Origin of the sequence: Crenalkalicoccus roseus (assembly GCF_004761865.1) — a bacterium.
In the GTDB taxonomy this organism is placed as follows: Bacteria; Pseudomonadota; Alphaproteobacteria; order Acetobacterales; family Acetobacteraceae; genus Crenalkalicoccus; species Crenalkalicoccus roseus.
The window spans coordinates 1-26883 of record NZ_SJDM01000015.1; the positions used below are offsets into that span (position 1 = coordinate 1).

At 75.1% G+C, this 26883-nt stretch carries 18 protein-coding genes and 1 tRNA gene; 16 read left to right on the plus strand and 3 right to left on the minus strand.

Features of this window, described 5'->3' with window-relative positions:
• From ET526_RS11885 to ET526_RS11935, 11 genes are all read left to right on the plus strand, one after another.
• A partial coding sequence (locus tag ET526_RS11885; RefSeq protein ID WP_135467923.1) for an energy transducer TonB occupies positions 1 to 362 on the plus strand: 362 nt, incomplete at its 5' end.
• Between the two features lie 132 nt (positions 363 to 494).
• Positions 495 to 1298, plus strand: a complete 804-nt coding sequence (locus ET526_RS11890) for a tetratricopeptide repeat protein (RefSeq protein ID WP_135467924.1) — start codon at positions 495 to 497, stop codon at positions 1296 to 1298.
• Positions 1299 to 1694: 396 nt separating this feature from the next.
• A complete protein-coding gene (ffh, locus tag ET526_RS11895) occupies positions 1695 to 3080 on the plus strand; it encodes a signal recognition particle protein (protein ID WP_135467925.1) in 1386 nt (461 codons plus the stop codon).
• A gap of 31 nt (positions 3081 to 3111) precedes the next feature.
• Positions 3112 to 3453 (plus strand): 30S ribosomal protein S16, encoded by a 342-nt coding sequence (rpsP, locus tag ET526_RS11900; protein WP_135467926.1) that lies wholly within the window; start codon positions 3112 to 3114, stop codon positions 3451 to 3453.
• 26 nt (positions 3454 to 3479) lie between these two features.
• Complete coding sequence (gene rimM, locus ET526_RS11905; RefSeq protein WP_135467927.1) at positions 3480 to 4004, plus strand: ribosome maturation factor RimM; 525 nt, start codon at positions 3480 to 3482, stop codon at positions 4002 to 4004.
• Positions 4001 to 4747: a tRNA (guanosine(37)-N1)-methyltransferase TrmD gene (gene trmD / locus ET526_RS11910; RefSeq protein ID WP_135467928.1), complete on the plus strand. Its 747-nt coding sequence runs from the start codon at positions 4001 to 4003 to the stop codon at positions 4745 to 4747. Before rimM ends, trmD begins: the two co-directional genes overlap by 4 nt.
• A gap of 25 nt (positions 4748 to 4772) precedes the next feature.
• Entirely contained in the window at positions 4773 to 5189 is a 417-nt protein-coding gene (rplS, locus tag ET526_RS11915) for a 50S ribosomal protein L19 (RefSeq protein WP_135467929.1), read from the plus strand.
• Between the two features lie 91 nt (positions 5190 to 5280).
• Positions 5281 to 6711, plus strand: a complete 1431-nt coding sequence (gene leuC, locus ET526_RS11920; protein ID WP_135467930.1) for a 3-isopropylmalate dehydratase large subunit — start codon at positions 5281 to 5283, stop codon at positions 6709 to 6711.
• Positions 6711 to 7325 carry a 3-isopropylmalate dehydratase small subunit gene (leuD, locus tag ET526_RS11925; protein WP_135467931.1) on the plus strand — a complete coding sequence of 205 codons (615 nt, stop codon included), beginning with the start codon at positions 6711 to 6713 and terminating at the stop codon, positions 7323 to 7325. Before leuC ends, leuD begins: the two co-directional genes overlap by 1 nt.
• Before the next feature lie 37 nt (positions 7326 to 7362).
• Positions 7363 to 8478: a 3-isopropylmalate dehydrogenase gene (gene leuB / locus ET526_RS11930; protein ID WP_135467932.1), complete on the plus strand. Its 1116-nt coding sequence runs from the start codon at positions 7363 to 7365 to the stop codon at positions 8476 to 8478.
• Positions 8479 to 8538: 60 nt separating this feature from the next.
• Positions 8539 to 8615 (plus strand) — tRNA-Arg (locus ET526_RS11935).
• Positions 8616 to 8664: 49 nt separating this feature from the next.
• On the opposite strand, the gene ET526_RS11940 is transcribed toward ET526_RS11935, so the two are convergent.
• The 3 genes from ET526_RS11940 to ET526_RS11950 form a co-directional block, all read right to left on the minus strand.
• Entirely contained in the window at positions 8665 to 11646 is a 2982-nt protein-coding gene (locus ET526_RS11940) for a PAS domain S-box protein (protein ID WP_135467933.1), read from the minus strand.
• Between the two features lie 119 nt (positions 11647 to 11765).
• Positions 11766 to 13109, minus strand: a complete 1344-nt coding sequence (hemN, locus tag ET526_RS11945; RefSeq protein WP_135467934.1) for an oxygen-independent coproporphyrinogen III oxidase — start codon at positions 13107 to 13109, stop codon at positions 11766 to 11768.
• 43 nt (positions 13110 to 13152) lie between these two features.
• Positions 13153 to 13521, minus strand: coding sequence for a cupin domain-containing protein (locus ET526_RS11950; RefSeq protein WP_135467935.1), 369 nt, complete (start codon positions 13519 to 13521; stop codon positions 13153 to 13155).
• A gap of 105 nt (positions 13522 to 13626) precedes the next feature.
• On the opposite strand from ET526_RS11950, the gene ET526_RS11955 reads away from it, so the two are divergent.
• Genes ET526_RS11955 through malQ form a run of 5 tightly spaced genes read left to right on the plus strand, consistent with a single transcriptional unit; the run spans position 13627 to position 26743 of the window.
• Positions 13627 to 16992 carry a maltotransferase domain-containing protein gene (locus tag ET526_RS11955; RefSeq protein WP_135467936.1) on the plus strand — a complete coding sequence of 1122 codons (3366 nt, stop codon included), beginning with the start codon at positions 13627 to 13629 and terminating at the stop codon, positions 16990 to 16992.
• Positions 16992 to 20360, plus strand: a complete 3369-nt coding sequence (treS, locus tag ET526_RS11960; protein ID WP_135467937.1) for a maltose alpha-D-glucosyltransferase — start codon at positions 16992 to 16994, stop codon at positions 20358 to 20360. Before ET526_RS11955 ends, treS begins: the two co-directional genes overlap by 1 nt.
• Positions 20360 to 22537, plus strand: coding sequence for a 1,4-alpha-glucan branching protein GlgB (glgB, locus tag ET526_RS11965; protein ID WP_135467938.1), 2178 nt, complete (start codon positions 20360 to 20362; stop codon positions 22535 to 22537). The genes treS and glgB overlap by 1 nt, the downstream gene beginning before the upstream one ends.
• Complete coding sequence (glgX, locus tag ET526_RS11970) at positions 22537 to 24678, plus strand: glycogen debranching protein GlgX (protein WP_135467939.1); 2142 nt, start codon at positions 22537 to 22539, stop codon at positions 24676 to 24678. The genes glgB and glgX overlap by 1 nt, the downstream gene beginning before the upstream one ends.
• A gap of 13 nt (positions 24679 to 24691) precedes the next feature.
• Entirely contained in the window at positions 24692 to 26743 is a 2052-nt protein-coding gene (malQ, locus tag ET526_RS11975) for a 4-alpha-glucanotransferase (RefSeq protein ID WP_135467940.1), read from the plus strand.
• The last annotated feature ends 140 nt before the right edge of the window (positions 26744 to 26883 follow it).

Here is a 26883-nt window from a genome sequence, read left to right on the forward strand (position 1 = left end):
CGCCGGGCCCCGCGCCGGCGGAGGCGCCGCCCGTCGCCGCCGCGCCGGCGGCGCCGGCGTCGGCCGCGCGCCAGCCATCGGCGAGCTATGTCGGCCGCCTGCTCGCCGCCCTCGACCGGCACAAGGACTATCCCTCCTCCGCGCGCTTCCGCCGGGCCGAGGGGGTGGCGCTGCTGCGCTTCACGATGCGCCGCGACGGCAGCGTCGCCGCCTGGCAGATCGAGCGTTCGAGCGGCCATCGCGACCTCGACGCGGCCGTCGAGCAGATGATCCGGCGCGCCTCCCCCCTGCCCGCGCCCCCGCCCGAGCTGGCGGGCGATCCGGTGGAGATCGTCGTCCCGGTCAGGTTCTCGCTGCGGTAGGGGCAGGCGCCCGGCGCGCGCCGCCGCGCGGGATCCGGCGGCGGCACCGCCGGGTTGGTGCCTCGGCCGCCCGGAGGGAGGGACGGAAGCGTGATCCGCCAGGGCGGATCATGCTGTAGAACGCCGCGCGTGATGCGCCTCCTCCCTCCGCTTCCGGCCGGCGCCCTGGCCGGCCTCCTCCTCGCCGCGGCGGGCGCCGCCGCGGAGACCGCCCTGCCGCTGCCTCCCCGCCTGCCCGAGCCGCCGCAGGCCGCGCCGGATCGCGGGCGCTGCGCGGCGCTGCTGCGGCAGGGCCCCGAGGCGGCCTTCCCCGCCGCCGAGGCCTGGCGGCAGGCCGGCGGCGGGGAGGAGGCGGAGCGCTGCGCCGCCCTCGCCCTGCTCGGCCTCGGGGAGAGCGCGCGCGCAGCGGAGCGGCTGGAGGCGCTGGCGCTGCGCAGCGGCGCCGACCGCGCGGCGCGTGCCGCCCTCTTCGCCCAGGCGGGGCAGGCCTGGATGCTGGCCGGGGAGGCCGACCGCGCCTTCGCCGCCGCCACCCTGGGGCTGACGCTCGCGCCCGAGGATGCGGAGCTGCTGCTCGACCGCGCCGTCGCCCTCGGCACCGCCAGGCGCTTCGCGGAGGCGCGGGAGGATCTGGACCGGCTGCTGGCGCTGGATCCCGGGCGGGCGGAGGGCTGGGTGCTGCGGGCCGCGGCGCTGCGCAACCTCGGCCGCCTCGCGGAGGCCGAGGCGGACATCGCCCGCGCGCTGTCCCTGGCGCCCGACCATGCGGAGGCGCTGCTGGAGCGCGGTCTGCTCCGCCGCCACCGCGGCGACCTGGCGGGGGCGCGCGGGGATTGGGGGCGGGTGATCGCGCTCGCCCCCGGCTCGGCCACCGCCGAGCTGGCGGCGGAGAACCTGGCGACGCTGGGCGGGGCGGCGTCGCCGCGGCGGCGCTAGAGCGGGTCGCGGACGGCTGGGAACCGCCGGGGGCGTGACTCTGCCCTACAAACGATGGGCTGGAGCCGTTTCCGCGGTCATGGCCGCGTGGAAACGGCTCTAGCGCCTGATCGCGTTCCGGTGGCCCCCTGGACGGGTGAGAGGCTCGCACGGGTCGTATCCCGGGCCGTGGCGTAGCAGCGGATCGCGGGCGGGCGGCTTGACCCTGGCGGCGGCGGGGCGTAATCCCGCCCCTCCGCCGGGGTGGTCCCGGCCCATCGGTCGCCCTGCGCGGCAGGGCGGCTCCGCCGCTCCGCGAAGGCTCGCGCAGCGGCGCGTTCTGTCTTGGGGCGGGCGCGCGGGCGCCCGGCTCCGTCCGGGCGGATGGCCAAGGCGAGGGAAGGCGATCGGCCGCTGATGTTCGAGGCGCTGTCGAGCAGGCTGAACGGGGTATTCGACCGGCTGCGCCGCCGCGGCGCGCTGTCCGAGGCCGATGTGCAGGAGGCGCTGCGCGAGGTGCGCATCGCCCTGCTCGAGGCCGACGTCGCCCTGCCGGTGGTGAAGGACTTCATCGCCCGGGTGCGCGAGCGCGCGGTGGGCCAGGAGGTGATCCGCTCCGTCTCCCCGGCGCAGCAGGTCATCAAGATCGTCAACGACTGCCTGGTGGAGGCGCTGGGCGGGGGTGGGGAGGGGCCGCGCGGCCTCGACCTCAACGCCCCGGCGCCGGTGCCGGTGCTGATGGTCGGCCTGCAGGGCTCGGGCAAGACCACCACCTCGGGCAAGATCGCGCTCCGGCTGCGCACGCGCGAGAAGAAGAAGGTGCTGCTCGCCTCGCTCGACGTGCAGCGCCCGGCGGCGCAGCTCCAGCTCGCCCAGCTCGCGGAGCGGGCGGGGGTGGCGAGCCTGCCGATCGTCCCGGGCCAGGGGCCGCTCGAGATCGCGGCGCGCGCCATGGACGTGGCGCGGCGCGAGCTCTACGACGTGGTGATCCTCGACACCGCCGGCCGCCTCGCCATCGACGAGGCGCTGATGGCCGAGGTCGCGGCGGTGAAGGCGGCGACGCGACCGCACGAGACGCTGCTGGTCGTGGACGCCATGACCGGCCAGGACGCGGTGAACACCGCCAGGGCCTTCCAGGAGAAGGTCGGCGTCACCGGCATCGTCATGACGCGGGTGGACGGCGATGCCCGCGGCGGCGCGGCGCTGTCCATGCGCGCCGTGACCGGCGCCCCGATCAAGCTGCTCGGCGCCGGCGAGAAGCTCGACGCGCTGGAGGAGTTCCACCCCGACCGCATCGCCAACCGCATCCTCGGCATGGGCGACATCGTCTCGCTGGTCGAGCGCGCGGCGGAGACGATCGACCGCGAGCAGGCGGAGAAGCTCGCGGCGAAGATGCAGAAGGGGCAGTTCGACCTCGAGGACTACGCGAACCAGCTCAGGCAGATCACCAAGATGGGCAGCCTCTCGGGGATCCTCGGCATGCTGCCCGGCATCGGCAGGATGAAGCAGCAGATCGAGGAGGCGAACCTCGACCAGACGATGCTGAAGCGCCAGGCCGCGATCATCGGCAGCATGACGCCGGCCGAGCGGCGCCGGCCCGAGATCATCAAGGCCTCGCGCAAGCGGCGCATCGCCGCCGGCTCCGGCACCACGGTGCAGGAGGTGAACCGGCTGCTGAAGCAGTTCGACGACATGTCCACGATGATGAAGCGGATGAACAAGATGGGCCAGAAGGGGCTGATGCGGGGCGGGCTCGCCGCGCTGCTGCCCCCCGGCCTGCGGGGCGGCGGACGCCCCTTCTGAACCACGACCCAGGAGCAGGAAGAAGAGACCGATGGGCCTGAAGATCCGCCTCGCGCGCGCCGGCGCCAAGAAGCGCCCCTACTACCACATCGTGGTGGCGGACAGCCGCGCGCCGCGCGACGGCCGCTTCATCGAGAAGGTGGGCAGCTACAACCCGATGCTGCCCTCGGACCACGCCGACCGCGTGCGGCTGCAGGACGAGCGGCTGCGCCACTGGCTCGGCCAGGGCGCCGTCGCCACCGACCGGGTGGCGCGGTTCCTCGGCAAGGCGGGTCTCGCGCCGATGCCCGAGATCCGCGAGCAGCCGAAGCGCTCGGCGCCGAAGAAGAAGGCGCAGGAGCGCGCCGCCGCCGCCGCCGCCGCGGCCGGCTGAGGCGCGCCGCGCGGCGGGCGTGACAGGTGGCGGGCAGGCGCATCCTGGTGGGGGAGATCGGGCGGCCGCACGGCGTGCGCGGCCTGGTGCGGCTCAGGAGCTTCACCGCCGATCCCGCCGCCATCGCCGGTTACGGCCCGCTGACCGATGAGGCGGGGGCGCGCCGCTTCGCCGTCACCCTGCTCGGCGGCGGGATCGCCCGCATCGAGGGGGTGACGGACCGCGACGCCGCCGCGCGCCTGACCGGCACGCGCCTCTACGCCGAGCGCGACCGCCTGCCGCCGCCGGGGGAGGAGGAGTTCTACCTCGCCGACCTGATCGGCCTTGCCGTCGAGACCGAGGCGGGCCGGGCGCTCGGCCGCGTCGCGGCGGTGGAGGACCACGGGGCGGGCGCCTTCCTGGTGGTGACGGATGGCCGGGCGGAGCATCTGCTGCCCTTCACCCGCGCGGTGGTGCCGGTGGTGGACCTCGCCGCCGGCCGCCTGGTCGTCGCGCCGCCCGCGGAGGTGGTGGTGCCGCCCGCCCCGGACGAAGGGGAGAGCGCGGCATGAGCTGGCGCGCCACCGTGCTGACCCTGTTCCCGGAGATGTTCCCGGGGCCGCTCGGCCATTCGCTCGCCGGCCGGGCGCTGCGCGAGGGGCGCTGGGCGCTTTCCGCCCTCGACATCCGCGGCTTCGCCGCCGACCGCCACCGCACCGTGGACGACGCGCCCTTCGGCGGCGGGCCGGGCATGGTGATGCGCCCGGACGTGGTGGACGCCGCCTGCGCCGCGGCGCTGGCCGAGGGGCCGGCGGAGCGGCCGCTCATCTACCTCACGCCGCGCGGGCGGCTGCTCGACCAGGCGCTGGTGCGCGACCTCGCCGCCGGGCCGGGGCTGATCCTGCTCTGCGGCCGCTACGAGGGGGTGGACCAGCGCGTGGTCGAGGCGCGGGGCATGATCGAGCTTTCGATCGGCGACTACGTGCTCTCGGGCGGCGAGCCGGCGGCGCTGGTGCTGCTCGATGCCTGCGTGCGGCTGCTGCCGGGGGTGATGGGCGCGGGGGCGGCGAGCGCGGAGGAGGAGAGCCACGGCGCCGCGGGGCTGCTGGAATATCCGCACTATACGCGCCCCGCGGAGTGGCAGGGGCGGCGGGTGCCGGAGGTGCTGCTGTCCGGCCACCATGCCGAGGTGGCGCGCTGGCGGCGGGCGGAGAGCGAGCGGATCACGCGCGAGCGGCGGCCCGACCTGTGGTCGCGCCGGGATCGCAACGACGCGGCGGAGGGGGGCATTGCCGGCCACCCCGCCGCCGCCTAAAGGATCGCACGAGAGGATCAGACCGATGAACCTGTTGCAGCAGTTCGAGGCGGAGCAGATGGCGCGCCTCGCCGCCGCCCGCCCGGTGCCGGAATTCGCGCCCGGCGACACGGTGCGGGTGATGGTGAAGGTGGTGGAGGGCGAGCGCAGCCGCGTCCAGGCCTATGAGGGCGTGGTGATCGCGCGCTCCAACCGCGGGGTGAACAGCAGCTTCACCGTGCGCAAGCTCTCCTACGGCGAGGGGGTGGAGCGCGTCTTCCCGCTCTACTCCCCGGCGATCGCCGAGATCCAGGTGGTGCGGCGCGGCCGGGTGCGGCGCGCGAAGCTCTACTACCTGCGCGGGCGCACCGGCAAGGCGGCGCGCATCCAGGAGAAGTCCACCCCGAGGGGCGGCGCCTCGGCCGCGGCCGAAGGGGCCGCCGCCGACCAGCCGCAGGCCTGATTGCAACCACGCCCGGGCACCAGCCGCCTTCCCCGGCCCTGGCCACCGGGCGCGCCGCGCCCGTCGCGGCATTGAACCGGTGAGGTGAGCCATGTCCGGGCAGACGCCGAAGACGCTGTTCGACAAGATCTGGGACGCGCATGTCGTCGAGACGCTGCCCGACGGCACGGCACTGCTCTACATCGACCTCCACCTCACCCACGAGGTGACGACGCCGCAGGCCTTCGAGGGGCTGCGCCAGGCCGGCCGCCGGGTGCGACGGCCCGACCTGACCCTGGCGGTGGTGGACCACAACATCGCCACCGACGAGAGCCGCCGCACCGGCATCGAGGACCCGGAGAGCCGACTGCAGGTCGAGACGCTGGAGAGGAACGTCCGGGAATTCGGCGTCCCCTACATCCCGCTGCTCGACGCGCGGCAGGGCATCGTGCACGTGATCGGGCCGGAGCTCGGCCGCTCCCTGCCCGGCATGACCATCGTCTGCGGGGACAGCCACACCTCCACCCACGGCGCCCTCGGCGCGCTCGCCTTCGGCATCGGCACGAGCGAGGTGGAGCACGTGCTGGCGACGCAGACGCTGCTGCAGAAGCCGGCCAGGAACATGCGCGTCCTGGTCGAGGGCAACCTCGCCTTCGGCTGCTCGGCCAAGGACATCGTGCTGGCGATCATCGGCAGGATCGGCACCGCAGGCGGCACCGGCCACGTGATCGAGTACGCCGGCGATGCGATCCGCGCCCTCGACATGGCCGGGCGCATGACGGTGTGCAACATGTCCATCGAGGCCGGGGCGCGCGCCGGCATGGTGGCGCCGGACGAGACCACCTACGACTACATCCGCCGCACCCCCTACGGCCCGAAGGGCGAGGCTTTCGAGCAGGCGCTGCGCTGGTGGCGCACCCTGCCCTCCGATCCGGGGGCGCGCTTCGACACCGAGGTGCGGCTCGCCGCGCACGAGATCGCGCCGCAGGTGACCTGGGGCACCAGCCCGGAGACGGTGCTGCCGATCACCGGCGCGGTGCCGGACCCGGAGGCGGAGCCGAACGAGGCGCGGCGCGCGCAGATGCGCCGCATGATCGAGTACATGGGCCTCACCCCCGGTCAGCGCCTGCAGGACCTGAAGGTGGACGTGGTCTTCATCGGCTCCTGCACCAACAGCCGGATCGAGGACATCCGCGCCGCCGCCGCCATCGCCCGCGGCCGCAGGGTGGCCGAGGGCGTGCGCGCCATGGTGGTGCCGGGCTCGGGCCTGGTGAAGAAGCAGGCGGAGGAGGAGGGGCTCGACCGCATCCTGAAGGAGGCGGGCTTCGAATGGCGCGAGCCCGGCTGCTCCATGTGCCTCGGCATGAACCCGGACAAGCTGACGCCGGGGCAGCGCTGCGCCTCCACCTCCAACCGCAATTTCGAGGGGCGGCAGGGGCCGGGCGGGCGCACCCACCTGCTCTCCCCGGCCATGGCCGCCGCCGCCGCCATCGCCGGGCGGCTCGCCGATGTGCGCGACTTCCAGCCGAAGGAGGCGGCGTGATGCAGCCCTTCACCACGCTGACCGGCATCGCCGCGCCGCTGCCGCGCGCGAACGTGGACACCGACCAGATCATCCCCGCCCGCTTCCTGAAGTCCATCAGCCGTTCGGGCTTCGGCAAGAACCTCTTCGCCAATTTCCGCTACCGCGAGGACGGCTCGGAGAACCCCGACTTCGTGCTGAACCAGGAGCCCTACCGCAGGGCCGAGATCCTGATCGCCTTCGAGAATTTCGGCTGCGGCTCGAGCCGCGAGCACGCGCCCTGGGCGCTGCTCGACTTCGGCATACGCTGCGTCATCGCGCCCGACTTCGCCGACATCTTCCACAACAACTGCTTCAAGAACGGCATCCTGCCGGTGCGCCTGCCGCGGGAGGTGTGCGAGCGGCTGATGGAGGACGCCCGCCTGGGCGGCAACGCCCGCATCACCGTGGACCTGGAGCGCCAGGTGGTGGTGCGCCCGAACGGGGAGGAGATCCCCTTCCAGGTGGACCCGCTGCGCCGCCACCTGCTGCTGAACGGCCTCGACGACATCGGCCAGACCCTGCAGCACGCCGCCGCCATAGACGCCTACGAGGCGCGGCAGCGCGCGACCCAGCCCTGGCTGGCGGCGCGCTGAGCCAGCGCCCGCCACGCCCCACCCCTCCGGAGGTCCGATGCCCTCGAACAAGAAGCTTCTCGTGCTGCCCGGCGACGGCATCGGCCCCGAGGTGATGGCCGAGGTCCGCCGCGTCATCGACTGGATGGGCAGGCGCCGCGCCGTGACCTTCGACATCGAGGAGGGGCTGGTCGGCGGCGCCGCCCTCGACGCCGAGGGCAGCCCCTGCTCCGACGCCACGGTGGCGCGGGCGAAGGCGGCGGACGCGGTGCTGTTCGGCAGCGTCGGCGGCCCGAAGTGGGACGGGCTGCCCTTCGAGAAGCGGCCGGAGCTCGGCATCCTGCGGCTGCGCAAGGAGCTCGGCCTGTTCGCCAACCTGCGCCCGGCGGTGGTGCTGGACCCGCTGGTGGAGGCCTCCTCCCTCAAGCCGGACCTGGTGCGCGGCCTCGACATCATGATCGTGCGCGAGAGCACGGGCGGCATCTACTTCGGCGAGCCGCGCGGCATCCACACCGACGCGAAGGGCAGGCGCGTCGGCGTGGACACCGAGGTCTACAGCGAGGACGAGATCGCGCGCGTCGCGCGCGTCGCCTTCGACCTCGCGCGCAAGCGGCGCAACAAGCTCACCAGCGTCGAGAAGGCGAACGTCATGCAGTCCGGCCGCCTCTGGCGCGCCGTGGTGACCGAGGTGGGCCGCGCCGAGTTCCCCGACGTCGAGCTCGAGCACATGTACGCCGACAACTGCGCGATGCAGCTCTGCGCCCGGCCGAAGCAGTTCGACGTGATCCTCGGCTCCAACCTGTTCGGCGACCTGCTCTCCGACCTCGCGGCGGCGCTGACCGGCTCGCTCGGCATGCTGCCCTCGGCCACCCTCGGCGCGGTGGACCCGGCCACCGGCAAGCGCCACGCGCTGTACGAGCCGGTGCACGGCAGCGCGCCGGACATCGCCGGCAAGGGCATCGCCAACCCCTGCGCGCAGCTCCTCTCCTTCGCCATGCTGCTGCGCTGGTCCTTCGGCCTCGAGGAGGAGGCGCGGCTGGTGGAGACGGCGGTGGAGCGGGTGCTGGCCGGCGGGCTGCGCACCGCCGACATCATGCAGCCCGGCATGGCCCGCGTCGGCACCAGCGTGATGGGCGAGGCCGTGGTGCGCGAACTCGAAAAGCTCGCCGCCTGAACCAGGGGGGCGGGGGGCTTGCGGAGGCGCCCCGCCTTCGCTATCTCCCGCCACCCCAGGGCGCCCGTAGCTCAACTGGATAGAGCATCAGACTACGGATCTGAGGGTTAGGGGTTCGAATCCTCTCGGGCGCGCCATCCCGCCGCGCGGTGCGCGGCGCCGCTCCATTCCCCGGAACGCGCGGCCTCAGCCGCGCCGCACCGTCGCCCCGAGCCAGGCGAGCAGCGCCGCGGGCTCCACCGGCTTGCGCAGCACCCCCACCCCCTCCGGCAGCGCCCGGAACTCCGGGCCGGTGTCCGTGCCGGTCAGGACCAGCACCGGCGGGCCCTTGCCCCGCGCCGCGAGGCGGGCGGCGAGCGACACCCCGCTCATGCCCGGCATGGCGTGGTCGGTGACGACGGCATCGAAGCCGTCCGGCCGCTCGAGCAGCGCCAGCGCCCCGGCCGCCTCCGCCGCCTCGGTCACCCGGAAGCCCGCCTCGCGCAGCGTCGCGGCGAGCACGGCGCGCACCTCCGCCTCGTCCTCCACCAGCAGGACCGAGGCGCCGCGCCCGGCCTCCACCCCCGCCGGCGCGCCGGCGGGGGCCGCGGGCAGCCAGAGATGCACGGCGGTGCCCCGCCCCGGCCGGCTCTCTATCTGCAGCGCGCCGCCGGACTGGGCGGCGAAGCCATGCGCCATGGACAGGCCGAGCCCGCTGCCCTGCCCGACATCCTTGGTGGTGAAGAAGGGCTCGGTCGCCCGCGCCCGGGTCGCCTCGTCCATGCCCGTGCCGCTGTCCCGGACGGAGAGGCGGAGGTAGCGCCCGGGCGCGAGGCCGCGCGGGTCGCCCGGCCCCACCGTCTCGGCCCCGGCCTCGAGGCGGAGCCTGCCGCCCTCCGGCATGGCGTCGCGCGCGTTCAGCGCGAGGCCGGTCAGCACCCGCTCCAGCATGGTGCGGTCGGCCTGCGCCGGGGGCAGGCCGGGCGGGACCGCGACCTCGACGGCGATGCCCGGCCCGAGCGGCCCCCGGAGTAGGGCGCGCATCTCCTCCAGCACCTCCCCGAGCGGGACCGGCCGCGCCTCCAGCCGCTCCTGCCCCGCGAAGGCCAGCATGCGGCGGGTGACGCCGGCGCCGCGCTCGGCCGCCTGCAGCGCCGCCTCGGCGTAGCGGCGGATGCGGGCCGGGTCGTCGGGACGCGCCAGCATCAGCCGCAGCGCGCCGGTCACCACCTGCAGCAGGTTGTTGAAGTCGTGCGCCACCCCGCCGGCGATGCGGCCGAGCGCCTCGAGCTTCTGCGCCTCGCGCAGCCGGGCCTCGGTGCGGTTGCGCTCGGTCAGGTCGAACAGCACGGCGTAGCTGCGCAGGAACCGGCCCGCCCCGTCGCGCTCGGCGCGGGCGCGCAGCAGCACCTCCACGGCGCGGCCGTCGCGGCGCAGCATGCGGTATTCGTAGCTGCGCACCTCGTCCGCGCTCTCGCGCAGCTCGGCCAGCGCCGCCTCCCAGCGCGCCGCGCTGTCCGGCGCCATGAAGGCGCTGGGGGAGCGGCCCAGCACCTCCTCCGGCCGGTAGCCGAGGAAGGCGAGCCACTGCTCGCTGACCCGGATCAGCCGCCCCTCGGCGTCCACGGAATGGAAGGCGGCCGGGGTGCGGTCGTAGATGCGCCGCAGCTCCGCCTCGCTCCGGGCGAGTTCGGCCGTGCGCGCCGCGACCCGGGCCTCCAGCTCCTGCTTGGCCCGCAGCAGCGCCGCCTCCGCCTCGCGCCGCGCGGTGACGTCGCGCACCGCGCCGAGGGCGCGGGCGGCGCGCCCGTCGGGCCCGGCGAAGACCTCGCCGCGGTCGGCGAGCCAGCGGGTGCCGCCATCCGGCAGGCGGATCCGGTACTCGAGGGCGTAGGGTCCGGGCGAGGCCAGGGCGGCGGCGAGTTCGGCGGCGATGCGCGGCCGGTCCTCCTCCACCAGCATCCCGAGCCAGGTGGCGTAGGCGTCCTCCCAGGCCTGCTCCTCGGGCGCCTCGGGCATGCCGTGCAGGAGGGCGAAGCCGCGGGTGAGGCGGGCGGTGTCGCGGCGGATGTCCCACTCGTAGGTGCCGATCTGCCCGGCCTGCTGGGCGAGGCGCAGCCGCTCCTCGCTCTCGCGCAGCGCCGTCTCGCCGCGGCTGCGGTCGGCGAGCAGGGCGTCGAAGGCGCGGGCCAGGGCGGTGGCCTCGGCATAGCCCGCCTCGCGCGGCAGGGGCGGGGCGCCGGGATCGGCCTGCAGCCGGCTCGCCGCCCCCGCCAGGCGCCGCAGGGGCAGGGCGAGCCATGCCGCGGCGAGCCAGCCGAGGACCGCGGCGATGCCGGCGGCGACCAGCCCGTGCAGCAGGATGTCCCGCCGCGTCGCCCGGACCTCGCCGAGCGCCGCCTCGGCATCCTGGCGGGTCAGCACCACCCAGCCGAGGCCCGGATAGTCGCGGTGGCCGGAGGTGGCGGCGGCGGCGGCCAGGTAGCGCCCCCCGTCGGGGAACTCCGTCACGCCCCCGGCGGGCGGCAGCGGGAGGCGGCGGCCGATCAGGCCCGGCGGGCCGAGCAGCACCTCTCCCTCCCGGCAGAGGATCATCCTTTCCGGCTCCCCGGGGGCGGAGGCGCCGAGGATCGCCTCCGCCCAGTGCCGGTCGAGATGCGCCGCGATGACCCCGACCAGCTCGCCGCCCCGGCCGAACACCGGCGCCGCGAGGCCGACCCGGCCCGGCGCCTCCTCGCCTGCCCCGCCCTGCAGGCTGGCGACCGGCGCCCGCGCCGCCTGCCGGAGCAGCAGCAGCGTGCGGCCGAGGGCGTCCGTGCCCTCCAGCCGCTGGCTGCTGTCCGCCAGCACCCGCCCGTCCGGGGCGAGGAAGGCGAGCAGCGCGTAGTGGTCGTAGGTGTCGTGGAGCTGGCGCAGGATGGCGCGCCGGACCTCGGCCGGCGTCTCGGGGCTGCGCATCAGCGGCAGGGCGGCCGCCACCTGCAGGTCCCGCCAGCGGCCGAACATCTCCCGGTCGAGCTGCGCCGCCGCCTGGCGGGCATCGGCGAGCAGCCCCTGGCGGATGCGGGCCTCGAGCCGCTCGCCCGCCTCCTCCCCCGCGAGGAGGCTGGCCGCGAGCGCGGCCAGCAGCGCCACGCCCCCGAAGGCGGCGGCGAGGAGCTGGCGGAGGGAGAGGGTCGGCCACGCCATGGCGCGCCGGACAATCGGCGCAAAGCCGGCTTCTGGCACCCCGCGCCGGCGTCACATGGCCGTCAGGCCTCGTCAGAACCGGCGGAGCCCGCCGCGGCGGGCGAGCCGGCGGCCCTCCCTCACACCGCCCGGCTGTGCCGCGCCGCGCCGGTGCCGAGATAGGCGTCGAAGCAGGCGGCGACGTGGCGCACATGCCGCCGGCCGGCCGGCGTCACCCGCAGCATGTCGGGCGCGAGGTCGAGGATGCCGTCGGCGGCGAGGCGCGCCAGCGCCGGCCGCGCCTCGGCCACCAGCGGCGCGGGCAGGGCGGCGAGGTCGAGGGCGAAGTCGCACATCACCCGCTCGATGGCGTGGCGGCGCAGCCGGTCCTCCGCGCTCAGCGCCCGGCCGCGGCGCACCGGCAGGCGCCCCGCCTCCACCGCCGCGACATAGGCGCGCTCGTCGGGCTCGTTCTGCGCGTAGGCGGCGAGATCCGGCGTGGCGAGGCTGCCGATCGCCGAGGCGCCGAGGCCGAGCAGCACCGGCGCCGCATCCGTGGTGTAGCCCTGGAAATTCCGCCGCAGCCTGCCCTCCCGCGCCGCCGCCGCCAGCGGGTCGTCCGGCCGGGCGAAGTGGTCGAGGCCGATCGCCTCGTAGCCCGCCGCGCGCAGCGCCGCCTCCGCCGCCTCGGCCTGGCGCAGCCGCTCCAGCGCGCCGGGCAGGTCCTCGGCGCGGATCGCGTTCTGGTGCGGCTTCATCCAGGGCACGTGCGCGTAGCCGAACACCGCGACGCGGTCGGCGCCGAGGGCGGCGGCGAAGCGGGCGCTGGCGGCGACATGCGCCTCGGTCTGGCCGGGCAGGCCGTACATCAGGTCGAGGTTGAGGCGGCCGATCCCGGCGCGGCGCAGCCGCGCGGCCGCCTCGGCGACGCAGGCCTCGGGCTGGAGGCGGCCGATGCGCCGCTGCACCTCCGGGTGGATGTCCTGCACGCCGAGCGAGGCGCGGGTCACCCCGCCCTCGGCGAGCGCCGCCACCACCGCCTCGTCCAGCACCCGCGGGTCGCATTCGGCGGCGATCTCGGCGCCGGGGCGGAAGCGGAAGCGGCGGCGCAGCGTGCCGAACACCTCGCGCAGGCCCTCCGCCCCGAGCGCGCTCGGCGTGCCGCCGCCGAGATGCAGCGCCGCCACCCCGCCATGCGCCGGCAGCGCCTCCGCCAGCAGCGCCGCCTCGCGCCGCAGCGCCGCGGCGTAGCGGGCGATCCGCGCCGCGCTGCGCGTCACCGCGGTGTGGCAGCCGCAATACCAGCAGAGCGAGCGGCAGAAGGGGATGTGGAGGTAGAGGGAGAGGGCGTCCCCTTCCCCGACCGTGCCGAGCCAGCCCCGCCAGGCCGCCTCCTCCAGCGGCGCGAAGTGCGGCGCGGTCGGGTAGCTGGTGTAGCGCGGCAGGCTGGCGAGGGCGTAGCCGGTTGGGACGGGCTGGCTCATGCCGCCCCCTACCGCCTCCGCCCGGCGCGGTCCTTGCGCCGGATCAAGGCCGCGGCATGTGCACCGCGAGCCACAGCGTCTCCGCCTGCGGATCGGTCCAGGCGACGCGGTGGCGGCAGCGGGCCGGGATCACCACCCAATCCCCGGGGGCGAGCGCGCGCTCGGTGCCGTCCGCGAAGCCGAGCCGGGCCCGGCCGGCGAGGAGCAGCACGAACTCGTCCGCCGCCTGGTCGTACCAGCGCCCCGGCGGGTCGGCATGGGCGCGGGAGAGGATGCGCTCCACCCGCGCGCCGCCGGCGCCGGCGAGGAGGGTGGCATGGCTCTCCCCGCCGCCTTCCGGCGTCGGCGGCCCCTCGGCGATGCGGCCGAAGCGGGGGGAGGGACAGGGAGCTTCGCGGGTGGAATCCTGCATGGCTGCAACCTGGCATGGAGCGGGCATCACGCACCGGTGATATGCGGGGGTGCCTCCTTCATGTCGGTATCGCGTTGCCCGGCGGTCAGGCAGAGGGGGATCTGGATGGCTTCACGACGCAGCGTCAGGACCAGGGCGGGGGAGCGCGCGGCCGCCGCGCCGGCCGCGGTGCAGGAGCCCGAGGCGCCGGTCCCCGCCGGGCCGGGCCTGCCGCGCCTCTACGTGGTGCATCCGCTGCTGGTGGGGGCGCTGCCCGCCTGGGACGCGGCCTTCGAACGGGTGGCCGGGCTCGGCTTCGACGCCGTGCTGCTGCCGCCGCCCTTCGCGCCCGGGGCCAGCGGCAACCTCTACCGCCTGGGCGACCCCGACCGCCCGCACCCGATCCTGGAGGCGCCGGGCGACGCGGCGGAGGCGCTGGCGCTGCTGGTGGAGCGCGCGCGGGCGCAAGGGCTTTCCCTGTTTCTCGACCTGGTGCTCGACCGCGTCGCCGCCGACAGCGCCATGGCCGGCGCCAACCCCGGCTGGTTCGAGGACGCGGCGGCCGCCGGCCTCCTCGACCCCCGCCGCCCGCCGCCGGAGCGGGGCGTGCTGCGCCCGCGCTGGAACGAGCCGGGGGTGGCCGAGGCGCTGGGCGGCTGGTGGGAGGACCGGCTGCGCCGCTGGGCGGGGACGGGCGTGGCCGGCTTCCGCTGCGACACGCCGGCCGCGGTGCCCGCGGAGGTGTGGCGCCGCCTGACCGCCGCCCTGCCCGGCAGCCGCTTCCTGGCCTGGACGCCGGGCCTGCCGGCGGAGGCGGTGCGGGGGCTGCGCGGCGCCGGCTTCGCCGCCGTGTTCGACAGCCTCGCCTGGTGGGACCTGCGGGAGGGGTGGCTGGCCGAGGAGGCCGCCCGCCTCGCCGCCGTGGGGCCGGTGATCAGCACCGTGGAGGCGCCCTTCGGCCCGCGCTTCGCCGCCCGCTGGGACGAGCCGCGGATGGCGGAGCGCGCGGCGCGGCGGCATCTGCGCCTGGCGAGCGGCATCGGCGCCGGGATGCTGGTGCCGATGGGCTTCGAGTACGGCGCCCGCCGCCCGCTCGATCCCGCGCGCGACCGCCCCGGCGACTGGGAGTGGATGGCGGCCAACCCTGCCTGCGACCTCTCGGCCGAGATCCGCGCCGCCAATGCGCGGCTGGCGGCGCGGCGCGGCGGCGTAGCCGAGCTTCGCCCGCTCTCCGGGCCCGACGCCCCGGTGGCGGCGCTGCTGCGCGCCGAGGCCGCCGACGCGCGGGAGGCCCGCGCGGCGACGCTGGTGCTCGCCAACCCCGACCTGCGCCGCGCCGCCTCGGCCATGGCGGCGACGCTGCTGCCGGCGGCGGCGGGCGCCTTCACCCGCTTCCGCGCCGAGCGGGGCGAGGTGCTGACGCCGGCGAGCACCGTCACCCTCGAGCCCGGCGAGGCGCGGCTGTTCGAGGCCGAGGCGCCGCGCCCCATCCTGCAGCGGGAGGCGCCGGCGCGGCGCCGGCGCACCGCCACCGAGGCCGAGAGCGCGGCCGCCGCCGCCGCCGCGCCGCGCATCGCCATCGAGGCGGTGGCGCCGGCGGTGGACGAGGGGCGTTTTCCGGTCAAGCGCGTGGTCGGCGAGATGGTGGAGGTCTCCGCCGACCTCATCATGGACGGGCACGAGCAGCTTGCCGCGGCGCTGCTCTGGCGCCCGGCCGACGAGGCGGAGTGGCGGGAGTGCCGCATGCGCCCGCTCGGCAACGACCGCTGGGCGGCGAGCTTCCCGCTGGAGCGCCTGGGGCTGCACCACTTCGCGGTGGAGGCCTGGTGGGACGCCTTCCAGAGCTTCCGCCACGCGCTCGAGAAGAAGCACGAGGCCGGGCAGGACCTGACGCTGGAGCTGGAGGAGGGACGCCTGCTGGTCGCCGCCGCCGCCGAGCGCGCCGGCGGGGCGCTGGCCGAGATCGCCGCGCGCCTCAAGGCCGGCGACGAGGCCGAGCGGCTGCACCTGCTGCTCGACACCACCACCGCGGAGCTGATGGCCGCCGCGGACGACCGGCCGCACCGCGCGCGCAGCGCCGAGATGCCGCTGGAGGCCGAGCGCAGCGGCGCGCGCTTCGCGAGCTGGTACGAGCTGTTCCCGCGCAGCCAGAGCGGCGATCCGCGCCGCCACGGCACCTTCGACGATGTGATCCGCCGCCTGCCGCACATCCGGGCGATGGGCTTCGACGTGCTCTACTTCCCGCCCATCCACCCGATCGGCCGCGCCTTCCGCAAGGGGCGCAACAACACCCTGACGCCCGGCCCGGACGACCCGGGCAGCCCCTACGCCATCGGCTCCGAGGAGGGCGGGCACGACGCGATCCATCCGCAGCTCGGCACGCTCGAGGATTTCCGCCGGCTGCGCGCGGCGGCGGCCGCGCACGGGCTGGAGCTCGCGCTCGACTTCGCCATCCAGTGCAGCCCCGACCACCCCTGGCTGCGCGAGCACCGCGAGTGGTTCGACTGGCGCCCCGACGGCTCCCTGAAATACGCCGAGAATCCGCCGAAGAAGTACCAGGACATCGTCAACGTGGACTTCTACGCCCCGGGCGCCATCCCCTCGCTGTGGCTGGCGCTGCGCGACGTGGTGCGCTTCTGGGTGGATCAGGGGGTGCGGCTGTTCCGCGTGGACAACCCGCACACCAAGCCGCTGCCCTTCTGGGAGTGGATGATCGCCGAGATCCGCTCCCGCCACCCGGACGTGGTGTTCCTCTCCGAGGCCTTCACGCGGCCGAAGATGATGTACCGCCTGGCCAAGGTGGGCTTCAGCCAGTCCTACACCTACTTCACCTGGCGCAACGAGAAGCGGGAGATCCAGGAGTACCTGACGGAGCTGACGGCCATGGCGCCGCGGGACTTCTTCCGCCCGCACTTCTTCGTCAACACGCCGGACATCAACCCGGTGTTCCTGCAGACCTCCGGCCGGCCCGGGCACCTGATCCGCGCCGCGCTGGCGACCACCCTCTCCGGGCTGTGGGGCATGTACCAGGGCTTCGAGCTGTGCGAGGCGACGCCGCTGCCCGGGCGCGAGGAGTACCTCGACAGCGAGAAATACGAGATCCGCGCCTGGCCCGACCGTCGGCCCGGCGACATCGTGGAGGAGATCACGCGGTTGAACGCGATCCGTCGCAGCAATCCGGCCCTGCAGACGCATCTGGGCCTCGCCTTCCACAACGCGTTCAACGACCAGGTGCTGTGGTACCGCAAGGCGACGCCGGACCGCGGCAACGTGGTGCTCTGCGCCGTCAGCCTCGATCCGCACAACGTGCAGGAGGCGAGCGTCGAGCTGCCGCTGTGGGAATGGGGCCTGCCCGACCACGCGGCGCTGGAGGCCGAGGACCTGATGCGCGGCCACCGCTTCGTATGGCACGGCAAGGTGCAGCGGCTGCGCCTCGACCCGCGCGAGCTTCCCTTCGGCATCTGGCGGGTCCGCCCCGCGGAGGGCGCGTGATGCCGCGCGGTCGCGGGGACGCCGCGGAGCTGCGCGAGGTGCGCAAGGAGGAGGGGTCCGGCTCGGCGCCGGCGCACCGGGCGGCGCAGTACCGCCGCCTGGCCGCGCCGCGCCCCGTGGCCTGGAACCTGGACCCGCAGTGGTACCGAGACGCGGTGATCTACCAGCTTCACGTCAAGAGCTTCTTCGATTCGAACGACGACGGCGTGGGCGACTTCGCCGGGCTGATGCAGAAGCTCGACTACATCGCCGACCTCGGCGTGGACACGCTGTGGCTGCTGCCCTTCTACCCCAGCCCGCGCAAGGACGATGGCTACGACATCGCCGACTACCGCGGCGTGCACCAGGACTACGGCACCCTCTACGACGCGCGGCGCTTCGTGCGCGAGGCGCATGCGCGCGGCCTGAAGGTGATCACCGAGCTGGTCATCAACCACACCAGCGACCAGCATCCCTGGTTCCAGCGCGCCCGCACGGCGCGGCCGGGCTCCTCGCACCGCAACTACTACGTCTGGTCGGACACCGACCAGAAGTACCAGGGCACGCGCATCATCTTCCTCGACACCGAGAAGTCCAACTGGACCTGGGACCCGGTGGCGGGGGCGTATTTCTGGCACCGCTTCTACAGCCACCAGCCGGACCTGAACTTCGACAACCCGCGGGTCCTGGCCGAGGTGCTGAACGTGATGCGCTTCTGGCTCGACATCGGGGTGGACGGGCTCAGGCTCGACGCCGTGCCCTACCTGGTCGAGCGCGAGGGCACCAACAACGAGAACCTGCCCGAGACGCACGAGGTGCTGAAGCGCATCCGCGCCAAGCTGGACGAAGGCTACCCGAACCGCATGCTGCTCGCCGAGGCCAACCAGTGGCCGGAGGACGTGCAGCACTACTTCGGCCACGGGGACGAATGCCACATGGCGTTCCACTTCCCGCTGATGCCGCGCATGTACATGGCGATCGCGCAGGAGGACCGCTTCCCGATCACCGACATCCTGCGCCAGACCCCCGACATCCCCGAGGGGTGCCAGTGGGCGATCTTCCTGCGCAACCACGACGAGCTGACGCTCGAGATGGTGACGGACCAGGAGCGCGACTACCTCTGGTCCACCTACGCCGCGGACAAGCGCGCGCGCATCAACCTCGGCATCCGCCGCCGCCTCGCGCCGCTGCTCGAGCGCGACCGGCGCCGGATCGAGCTGATGAACGGCCTGCTGCTGTCCATGCCGGGGACGCCCGTGATCTACTACGGCGACGAGATCGGCATGGGCGACAACATCTTCCTCGGCGACCGCGACGGGGTGCGCACGCCGATGCAGTGGTCGCCCGACCGCAACGGCGGCTTCTCCAGGGCCGACCCGGCGCGGCTGGTGCTGCCGCCGATCCAGGATCCGCTCTACGGCTACCAGGCGGTGAACGTGGAGGCGCAGGCGCGCGATCCGCACAGCCTGCTGAACTGGACCCGCCGCATGCTGGCGGTGCGCAAGCGCAGCCGCGCCTTCGGGCGCGGCAGCATGCGCCTGCTCTACCCCGCCAACCGCAAGGTGCTGGCCTACGTCCGGGAGTACGAGGAGGACACCATCCTCTGCGTGTTCAACCTCTCCCGCTCCGCGCAGGCGGTGGAGCTCGACCTCTCGGGATGCGCCGGCAGGGTGCCGGTGGAGATGCTGGGCGGCACCAGCTTCCCGCCCATCGGGCAGCTTCCCTACCTGCTGACGATGCCGCCCTACGCCTTCTACTGGTTCGTGCTGGCGCGCGAGCACGCGCTGCCGCCCTGGCACGTGCGCGCGCCCGAGCCGCTGCCGGACCTCAGGACGCTGGTGCTGCGCGGCGGGGTGAAGGACCTGCTCAGCGATTCCGTGCGGCACGAGCTGGAGGCCCACGTGCTGCCCGAATACCTGCCGAAGCGGCGCTGGTTCGCCGCCAAGGACGAGCGGCTGCTCGGCGTGCGCCTGCAGGCGATCGCCCCGCTTCCCGGCACCGGCGGCGCCGTGGTGATGGCCGAGGCCGAGGCCAGCCTGCCCGGGCGGAGCGAGCGCTACGCCCTGCCGCTCGCCAGCGTCGAGGAGATCGAGGGCGCGGGCCCGCTACCGGCGCAGCTCGCGCTCAGCCGGCTGCGGCACGGGCGGCGCGTCGGCTACCTGACCGACGCCTTCGCCGACGACCGCATGCCGGGCGCGGTGATCGCGGCGCTGCGCGAGAAGGCGGTGCTGCCCACCAATGACGGCGAGATCCGCTTCCTCGGCACCTCGAGGCTGCCCGAGGTGACGATACCCGAGCAGGCGGAGATCCGCCGCCTTTCGGCGGAGCAGTCCAACTCCTCGCTCATCCTGGGCGATGCGGTGGTGCTGAAGATCCTGCGCAAGGTGAGCTCCGGCATCCATCCCGAGGCCGAGATGACGCGCCACCTGACCGAATGCGGCTACGCCAACGCGCCGCCGCTGCTCGGCGAGGTGGTGCGCGTCGCCCCCGACGGCACGCCGAACACCCTGATGCTGGTGCAGGGCTTCGTCCGCAACCAGGGCGACGGCTGGGGCTGGACGCTCGACTGGCTGCACCGCGCGGTGGACGAGGCGGCGCTGACCGCGGAGGCGCCGGAGGAGCCCTTCGCCGGCTACCTGCCCTTCGCCCGCGCCATCGGCCAGCGCCTCGCGGAGCTGCACGCCGTCCTGGCCCGCCCCTGCGACGACCCGGCCTTCGCCCCCGAGACCGCCGGCGAGGCCGACCGCGAGGGCTGGGCCGCGGGCGTGCTCGCCCAGCTCGACCCCGCGCTGGAGCTGCTGGCGCAGCGGAGCGGCTGGACGGAGGAGGAGGCGCGCCTGGTCGCCGACCTCCTGGCGCGGCGCGAGGCGCTGCGCGGCGCGGTGCGGCGCCTCGCCGCGGCGGCCGGGGGCGCGCTGAAGACGCGGCTGCACGGCGACTTCCATCTCGGCCAGGTGCTGGTCGCGCAGGGCGACGCGGTGATCGTGGACTTCGAGGGCGAGCCCGCCCGCCCGCTCGCGGAGCGGCGCGCCAAGGGCAGCCCGCTGCGCGACGTCGCCGGGCTGCTGCGCAGCCTCGACTACGCCGCCGCGGTCGCCATCGCCAACGAGACCTCGGCGACCGCCACGGCGGCGCCGACCGAGCGGCGCGTGGCGATGATCCGGCGATGGCGCGAGGAGGCGGCGGAATGCTTCCTCTCCGCCTACCACGCCGTCGCCGCGCAGACGGCGCGGCCCTGGGTGCCGCCCGAGGCGGAGGGCCCGCTGCTCGATCTCTTCCTGCTCGAGAAGGCGGCCTACGAGGTGCGCTACGAGGCGGCGAACCGGCCGCACTGGATCGGCGTGCCGCTGCGCGGCCTCTCGGCGCTTGCGGACAGGATGGCCGGCTGATGGCGATGGACTTCCCGCAGCATGATCCCGCGGTCGAGGCGCTGGTGGCGGGCCGGCACGGCGACCCCTTCGCCCTGCTCGGCCCCCATGGCGAGGAGGTGCGCAGCTTCCAGCCGGGCGCACGCGGCGTCAGTGTGCTGGCGCGCGAGGACGGCGCGGAACTCGGCCGGCTCGAACGGGTGCACCCGGCGGGCCTGTTCGCCGGGCGGGTGGCGCGGCGCGCGCCCTACCGCCTGCGCATCGAGTGGCCGCACTCCGTGCAAGAGACGGAGGATCCCTATTCCTTCGGCCTGCTGCTTGGCCCGCTCGACATGCACCTCTTCGCGGAGGGGCGCCACCTCGAGCTCGGGCGCGTCTTCGGCGCCCAGGCGATGGTGGTGGAGGGCGTGCCCGGCGTGCGCTTCGCGGTCTGGGCGCCGAACGCGCGGCGCGTCTCCGTGGTCGGCGACTTCAACGGCTGGGACGGCCGCCGCCATCCGATGCGGCGGCGGCAGGAGACGGGTGTGTGGGAGCTGTTCATCCCGCGCCTCGCCCCCGGCGCCGTGTACAAGTACGAGCTGCTCGGCCCCGATGGGGCGATGCTGCCGCTGAAGGCCGACCCGGTGGCGCTGGCGACCGAGATGCCGCCCGCCACCGCCTCCCGCGTCCTCGACCCCGCGCCCTTCGTCTGGTCGGACGAGGCGTGGATGGCCTCCCGCGCCGCCCGCCAGGGGCCGGAGGCGCCGATCTCCATCTACGAGGTGCATCCCGGCTCCTGGTGGCGCGACGCCGAGGGCAACGCGCCGGACTGGGACCGGCTGGCCGACCGGCTGATCCCCTACGCCCAGGGCATGGGCTTCACCCACCTGGAATTCCTGCCCGTGATGGAGCATCCCTTCGGCGGCTCCTGGGGCTACCAGCCGCTGGCGATGTTCGCGCCGACCGCGCGCTTCGGACCCCCGGAGGCCTTCGCCCGCTTCGTCAACCGCGCGCACGAGGCCGGCCTCGGCGTCATCCTCGACTGGGTGCCGGCGCATTTCCCGACCGACGCGCACGGCCTCTACCGCTTCGACGGCACCTCGCTCTACGAGCACGCGGATCCGCGCGAGGGCTTCCACCTCGACTGGAACACCGCGATCTACAATTTCGGCCGCAACGAGGTGCGCTGCTTCCTGCTCGCCAGCGCGCTGCACTGGCTGGAGCGCTACCACGTGGACGGGCTGCGCGTGGACGCCGTGGCCTCCATGCTCTACCGCGACTATTCCCGCCCGGAGGGGCAGTGGATCCCGAACCGCTACGGCGGGCGGGAGAACCTGGAGGCGGTCTCCTTCCTGCAGGAGCTGAACGCCCTGGTCGCGGAACGCTGCCCCGGCGCCATCATGGTCGCCGAGGAGAGCACCGCCTGGCCCGGCGTGACGCGCCCCTCGCAGGAGGGCGGGCTCGGCTTCAGCTACAAGTGGAACATGGGCTGGATGCACGACACGCTCCGCTACATGGAGCGCGACCCGGCGCACCGCTCCTGGCACCACGACGACATGACCTTCGGCCTGGTCTATGCCTGGAGCGAGCGCTTCGTGCTGCCGCTCAGCCACGACGAGGTGGTCTACGGCAAGGGCTCGCTGCTCGGGAAGATGCCGGGCGACCCCTGGCGGCGCTTCGCCAACCTGCGCGCCTATCTCGGCTTCATGTGGACGCATCCGGGCAAGAAGCTGCTGTTCATGGGCGGGGAGCTGGCGCAGCCGACGGAGTGGAACCACGACCAGGCGCTGCCCTGGGCGCTGCTCGACGACCCGAACCACCGCGGCATGCAGCGCCTGGTGCACGACCTCAACGCCGCCTACCGCGGCCTGCCGGCGCTGCACCGCCGGGACTGCGCGCCGGAGGGCTTCCGCTGGGTGGTCGGCGACGACCGGGCGCAGAGCGTCTTCGCCTATCTCCGCCTCGGCGAGCCGCAGGACCCGCCGGCGCTGGTCGTCTGCAACCTCACCCCCGTGCCGCGCCACGACTACCGCATCGGCGTCCCCCGCGGCGGGGCATGGCGGGAGGTGGTGAACACCGACGGCGCCGCCTATGGCGGCAGCAATGTCGGCAATGGCGGGCAGGTCTGGGCGCAGCCCGTGCCGAGCCACGGCTTCGGCGAGTCGCTCTGCCTCGTGCTGCCGCCCCTGGCGACGCTGATCCTGGTGCCGGGCGCCTGATGGCGTCCGCCCCGGACCGGCTGCTGCCGGGCCGTCCCGATCCGCTGGGCGCGACCTGGGACGGGCTCGGGGTGAACTTCGCCGTCTTCTCCGCCCATGCGGAGCGCATCGAGCTCTGCCTGTTCGATCCCTCGGGGCGGCGGGAGGTGGCGCGGCTGCCCCTGCCCGAATGCACGGACGAGGTGTGGCACGGCTACCTGCCGGGGGCGCGGCCCGGACAGCTCTACGGCTACCGCGCCTATGGCCCCTACGAGCCGCGGCGCGGGCACCGCTTCAACCCGCACAAGCTGCTGCTCGACCCCTACGCGCGGGAGCTGCGCGGCAGGCTGCGCTGGTCGGACGCGCTGTTCGGCTACCGCGTCGGCACCCGCCCCGCCGACCTTTCCTTCTCGGCGCGCGACAGCGCCCCGGCGATGCCGAAATGCGTGGTGGTGGACGACAGCTTCCCCTGGGGCGACGACCGGCCGCCGGCCACGCCCTGGGACCGCACGGTGATCTACGAGGCGCATGTGCGCGGCCTGACCATGCTGCGCGAGGATGTGGGCGCGCGCGAGGCCGGCACCTTCGCCGCGCTGGCCAGCCCGCCCGTCATCGAGCACCTGCTCGGCCTCGGCGTCACCGCGATCGAGCTGCTGCCGGTCCAGGCCTTCCTGCAGGACCGCTTCCTGGTGGACAGGGGGCTGCGCAATTACTGGGGCTATTCCACCCTCGCCTTCTTCGCGCCGGAGCCGCGCTACCTGGTGGAGCCCGGGATGCGCGGCGAGCTGAAGGCGGCGGTGCGCCGGCTGCACGCCGCGGGCATCGAGGTGATCCTCGACGTGGTCTACAACCACACCTGCGAGGGCAACGAGCTGGGGCCGACGCTGTCCTGGCGCGGCCTCGACAACGCCTCCTACTACCGGCTGGTGCCGGGCGAGGAGCGCTACTTCATCAACGACACCGGCACCGGCAACACGCTCAACCTCTCGCATCCCCGCGTGCTGCAGATGGTGATGGACTCGCTGCGCCACTGGGTGCAGGACTACCACGTGGACGGCTTCCGCTTCGATCTCGGCACCATCCTCGGGCGGGAGGGCACGGGATTCGACCCGGGCTCGGGCTTCTTCGACGCGGTGCGCCAGGACCCCGTGCTGGCGCGGGTGAAGCTGATCAGCGAGCCCTGGGACATCGGGCCGGGCGGCTACCAGCTCGGCAACCACCCGCCCGGCTTCGCCGAGTGGAACGACCGCTTCCGCGACGGCGTGCGCCGCTTCTGGCGCGGCGATCCGGGGATGCGCAGCGACCTCGCGGCGCGGCTGACCGGCTCGGCCGAGCTGTTCGACCGCCGCCGCCGCCGCCCCTGGGCCAGCGTGAACTACGTCGCCTCGCACGACGGCTTCACCCTGCGCGACCTGGTCAGCTACGAGGAGCGCCACAACTGGGCCAACGGCGAGGACAACCGCGACGGCCACGCCGAGAATTTCAGCCGCAACTGGGGGGTGGAGGGGGACACCGACGACCCCGCCATCCGCGCCACGCGCGCCGCGGTGCAGCGGGCGCTGCTCGCCACCCTCTTCGTCTCCGCCGGCACGCCGATGCTGCTCGCCGGCGACGAGCTGGACCGCACCCAGCGCGGCAACAACAACGCCTACTGCCAGGACAACGAGACGAGCTGGGTGGACTGGGCGCACGCCGCCTCGCCGGAGGCGGAGGCGCTGCGGCGCTTCGTCGCCCGCCTCACGGCGCTGCGGCGGCGCTTCGCCACGCTGCGCCCGTCCACCTTCCTGCACGGCGTCTCGCACCTCCGCCCCGGCCTGAGCGACACCGCCTGGTTCGACCAGCATGGCGAGCCGATGACGCCGGAGGCCTGGAACGAGCCGGAGGCGCGCACCCTGATGCTGCGCCGCGCCGCGGCGGCGCCGGACGGGGCGGTGGAGGTGACGCTGCTGCTGCTGAACGCCGACGCGGCCGGCCATGTCTTCGCCCTGCCCTCGCCCCGGCTCGACTGGACCCTGGTGCTCGACAGCGCCCACCCCGAGGCGCCCGAGCACGCCGTGCACGGCGCCTCGGTGCGGGTGGCGGCGCGCGCCATCGCGCTGCTCGCCGCCCGGCTGCCACCGGAGCGAGGCGGAGGGGGCGCCACGGCGCTGACGCCGGCATGACGGAGAAGGCCCGATGAGCGGACACCGCACGGACACCGACGACGCGCTGCGCGCCCTCGCCGAGGAGGCCGGCATCGTCACCGTCTGGGAGGACGGCCAGGGACGGATGCGCGAGGTGGCGCCCGAGGCGCTGCGCGCCGTGCTGCGGGCCCTTGGCCTGCCGGAGCGGGTCGGGGAGGCGCGCGCCGCCCTCGCCGAGCGCGCCGCGCGCCTGCCGCCGCTGCTGACCCTGCCCTGCGGTCCGGACGGGGCGCATGTGCCCGGCGCGGCGGTGGGCGACGGCTTCCGGCTCGACCTCGAGGGCGGCGGGCGCCGCGAGGGGCGGCTGGAGCGCGGCCTCGGCGGCGAGCCCCGCCTGCCCGCCCTCGACATTCCGGGCTATCACCGCCTCACCCTCGATGCCGGCCAGGCGGTGGTCGCCGCGGCACCGCCGCGTTGCTTCACGCTGCAGGAGGCCGGGGCGGCGCGGCACCGCGGCCGGGCGCCCTGGGGGCTCGCGGTGCAGATCCCCTCGCTGCGCCGGCGCGGCGACCTCGGCATCGGCGATTTCGGCGCGGTCGCCGACTTCGCCCGCGCGGCGGCGCGGCATGGCGCGGCGGCGCTCGCGGTCAGCCCGGCGCATGCGCTGTTCAGCGCCGATCCCGACAAATTCGGTCCCTACGCCCCCTCGACGCGGCTGTTCCTGAACGTCCTGCTCGCCGACCCCGAGGCGGCGCTCGGCCCGCTGCCGGAGCCGGAGGGGGCCGATGACGGCGGCGCCGGTCTGATCGACTGGCCGGCGGCGGCGCGGCGCAAGCTCGCGCGGCTGCGGGACCTGTTCGGGCGCGCCGCGGATCATCCGGGCTTCGCCGCGTTCCGCGCCGCCGCCGGCCCGGCGCTCGAGGACCATGCGCGCTTCGAGGCGCTGCACGCCCACCTCTTCGGCCGCGATCCGGCGCTGTGGAACTGGCGGGACTGGCCCGAGGATCTCCGCGCCCCCGGCGCCCCGGGCGTGCAGCGCTTCGCCCGCGACCATCCGGGCGAGGTCGCCTTCCACGCCTTCTGCCAGTGGCTCGCCGACGCCTCCCGCGAGGCGGCGCAGCGCGCGGCGCGTGAGGCCGGCATGCCGATCGGCCTGGTCGCCGACCTCGCCGTCGGCACCGATGGCGGCGGCAGCCATGTCTGGTCCCGGCAGCGGGAGATCCTGCAGGGGGTGAGCGTCGGCGCCCCGCCCGACGCCTTCTCCCCGCTCGGGCAGGATTGGGGGCTGACCGCCTTCTCGCCGCTGGAGATGCGGGCGGGCGGCTTCGCCGCCTTCCTCGAATTGCTGCGCGCCGCCTTCCGCCATGCCGGGGGCGTGCGGGTGGACCACGTGATGGGGCTGCAGCGCCTCTGGGTGGTGCCGCACGGCGCCGGCCCGACGGAGGGCGCCTATCTGCGCTACCCGCTTGACGACCTGCTGCGCCTGCTGGCGCTGGAATCGCACCGCCACCGCGCCATCGTCATCGGCGAGGATCTCGGCACCCTGCCGCACGGCTTCCACGGCCGCATGGAGCGGGCCGGCATCCTCGGCATGCGCGTGCTGTGGTTCGAGCAGGAGCGCGACGGCAGCTTCCGCCCGCCGCCATCCTGGTCGCGCGAGGCCATCGCCATGACCAGCACCCACGACCTGCCGACCGTCGCCGGCTGGTGGCACGGCCGCGACATCGCCTGGCGGGAGCGCCTCTCCCTTTTCCCCTCCGCCGGCGACGCCGCCGCCGAGCGGGCGCGGCGCGAGGCCGAGCGCGCGGCGCTGTGGCGCAGCCTGCTGGAGAGCGGCGCGGCGAGCGGCGCGCAGCCCGCCCCCGACGATCCGGCGCCGGTGGTGGAGGCGGCGCCGGCGCATCTCGGCCGCGCCGCCTGCGCGCTGGCGATCCTGCCGGTCGAGGACGCGCTCGGCCTCGAGGAGCAGCCGAACCTGCCCGGCACCACGGACGGGCACCCGAACTGGCGCCGGCGCCTGCCGGGCGAGGCCGCGGCGCTGCCCGACGAGCCGGCGGTGGCGCGGCGGCTGTCGGCGCTAGCGCTGGCGCGACCGGAGGGGTGAGGGCGGTCGCGGAACCCGGCCGCCTACGGAACGGCGCGGAACCGAACCCAGCCTGACGCGTGGAATGTGGCGGAAGCGGCGCCGCTTTGTGGCTCACGGGAGTTTTGCTCGACGCCGCCTCCGGGCGGCTGCCTTGGTGT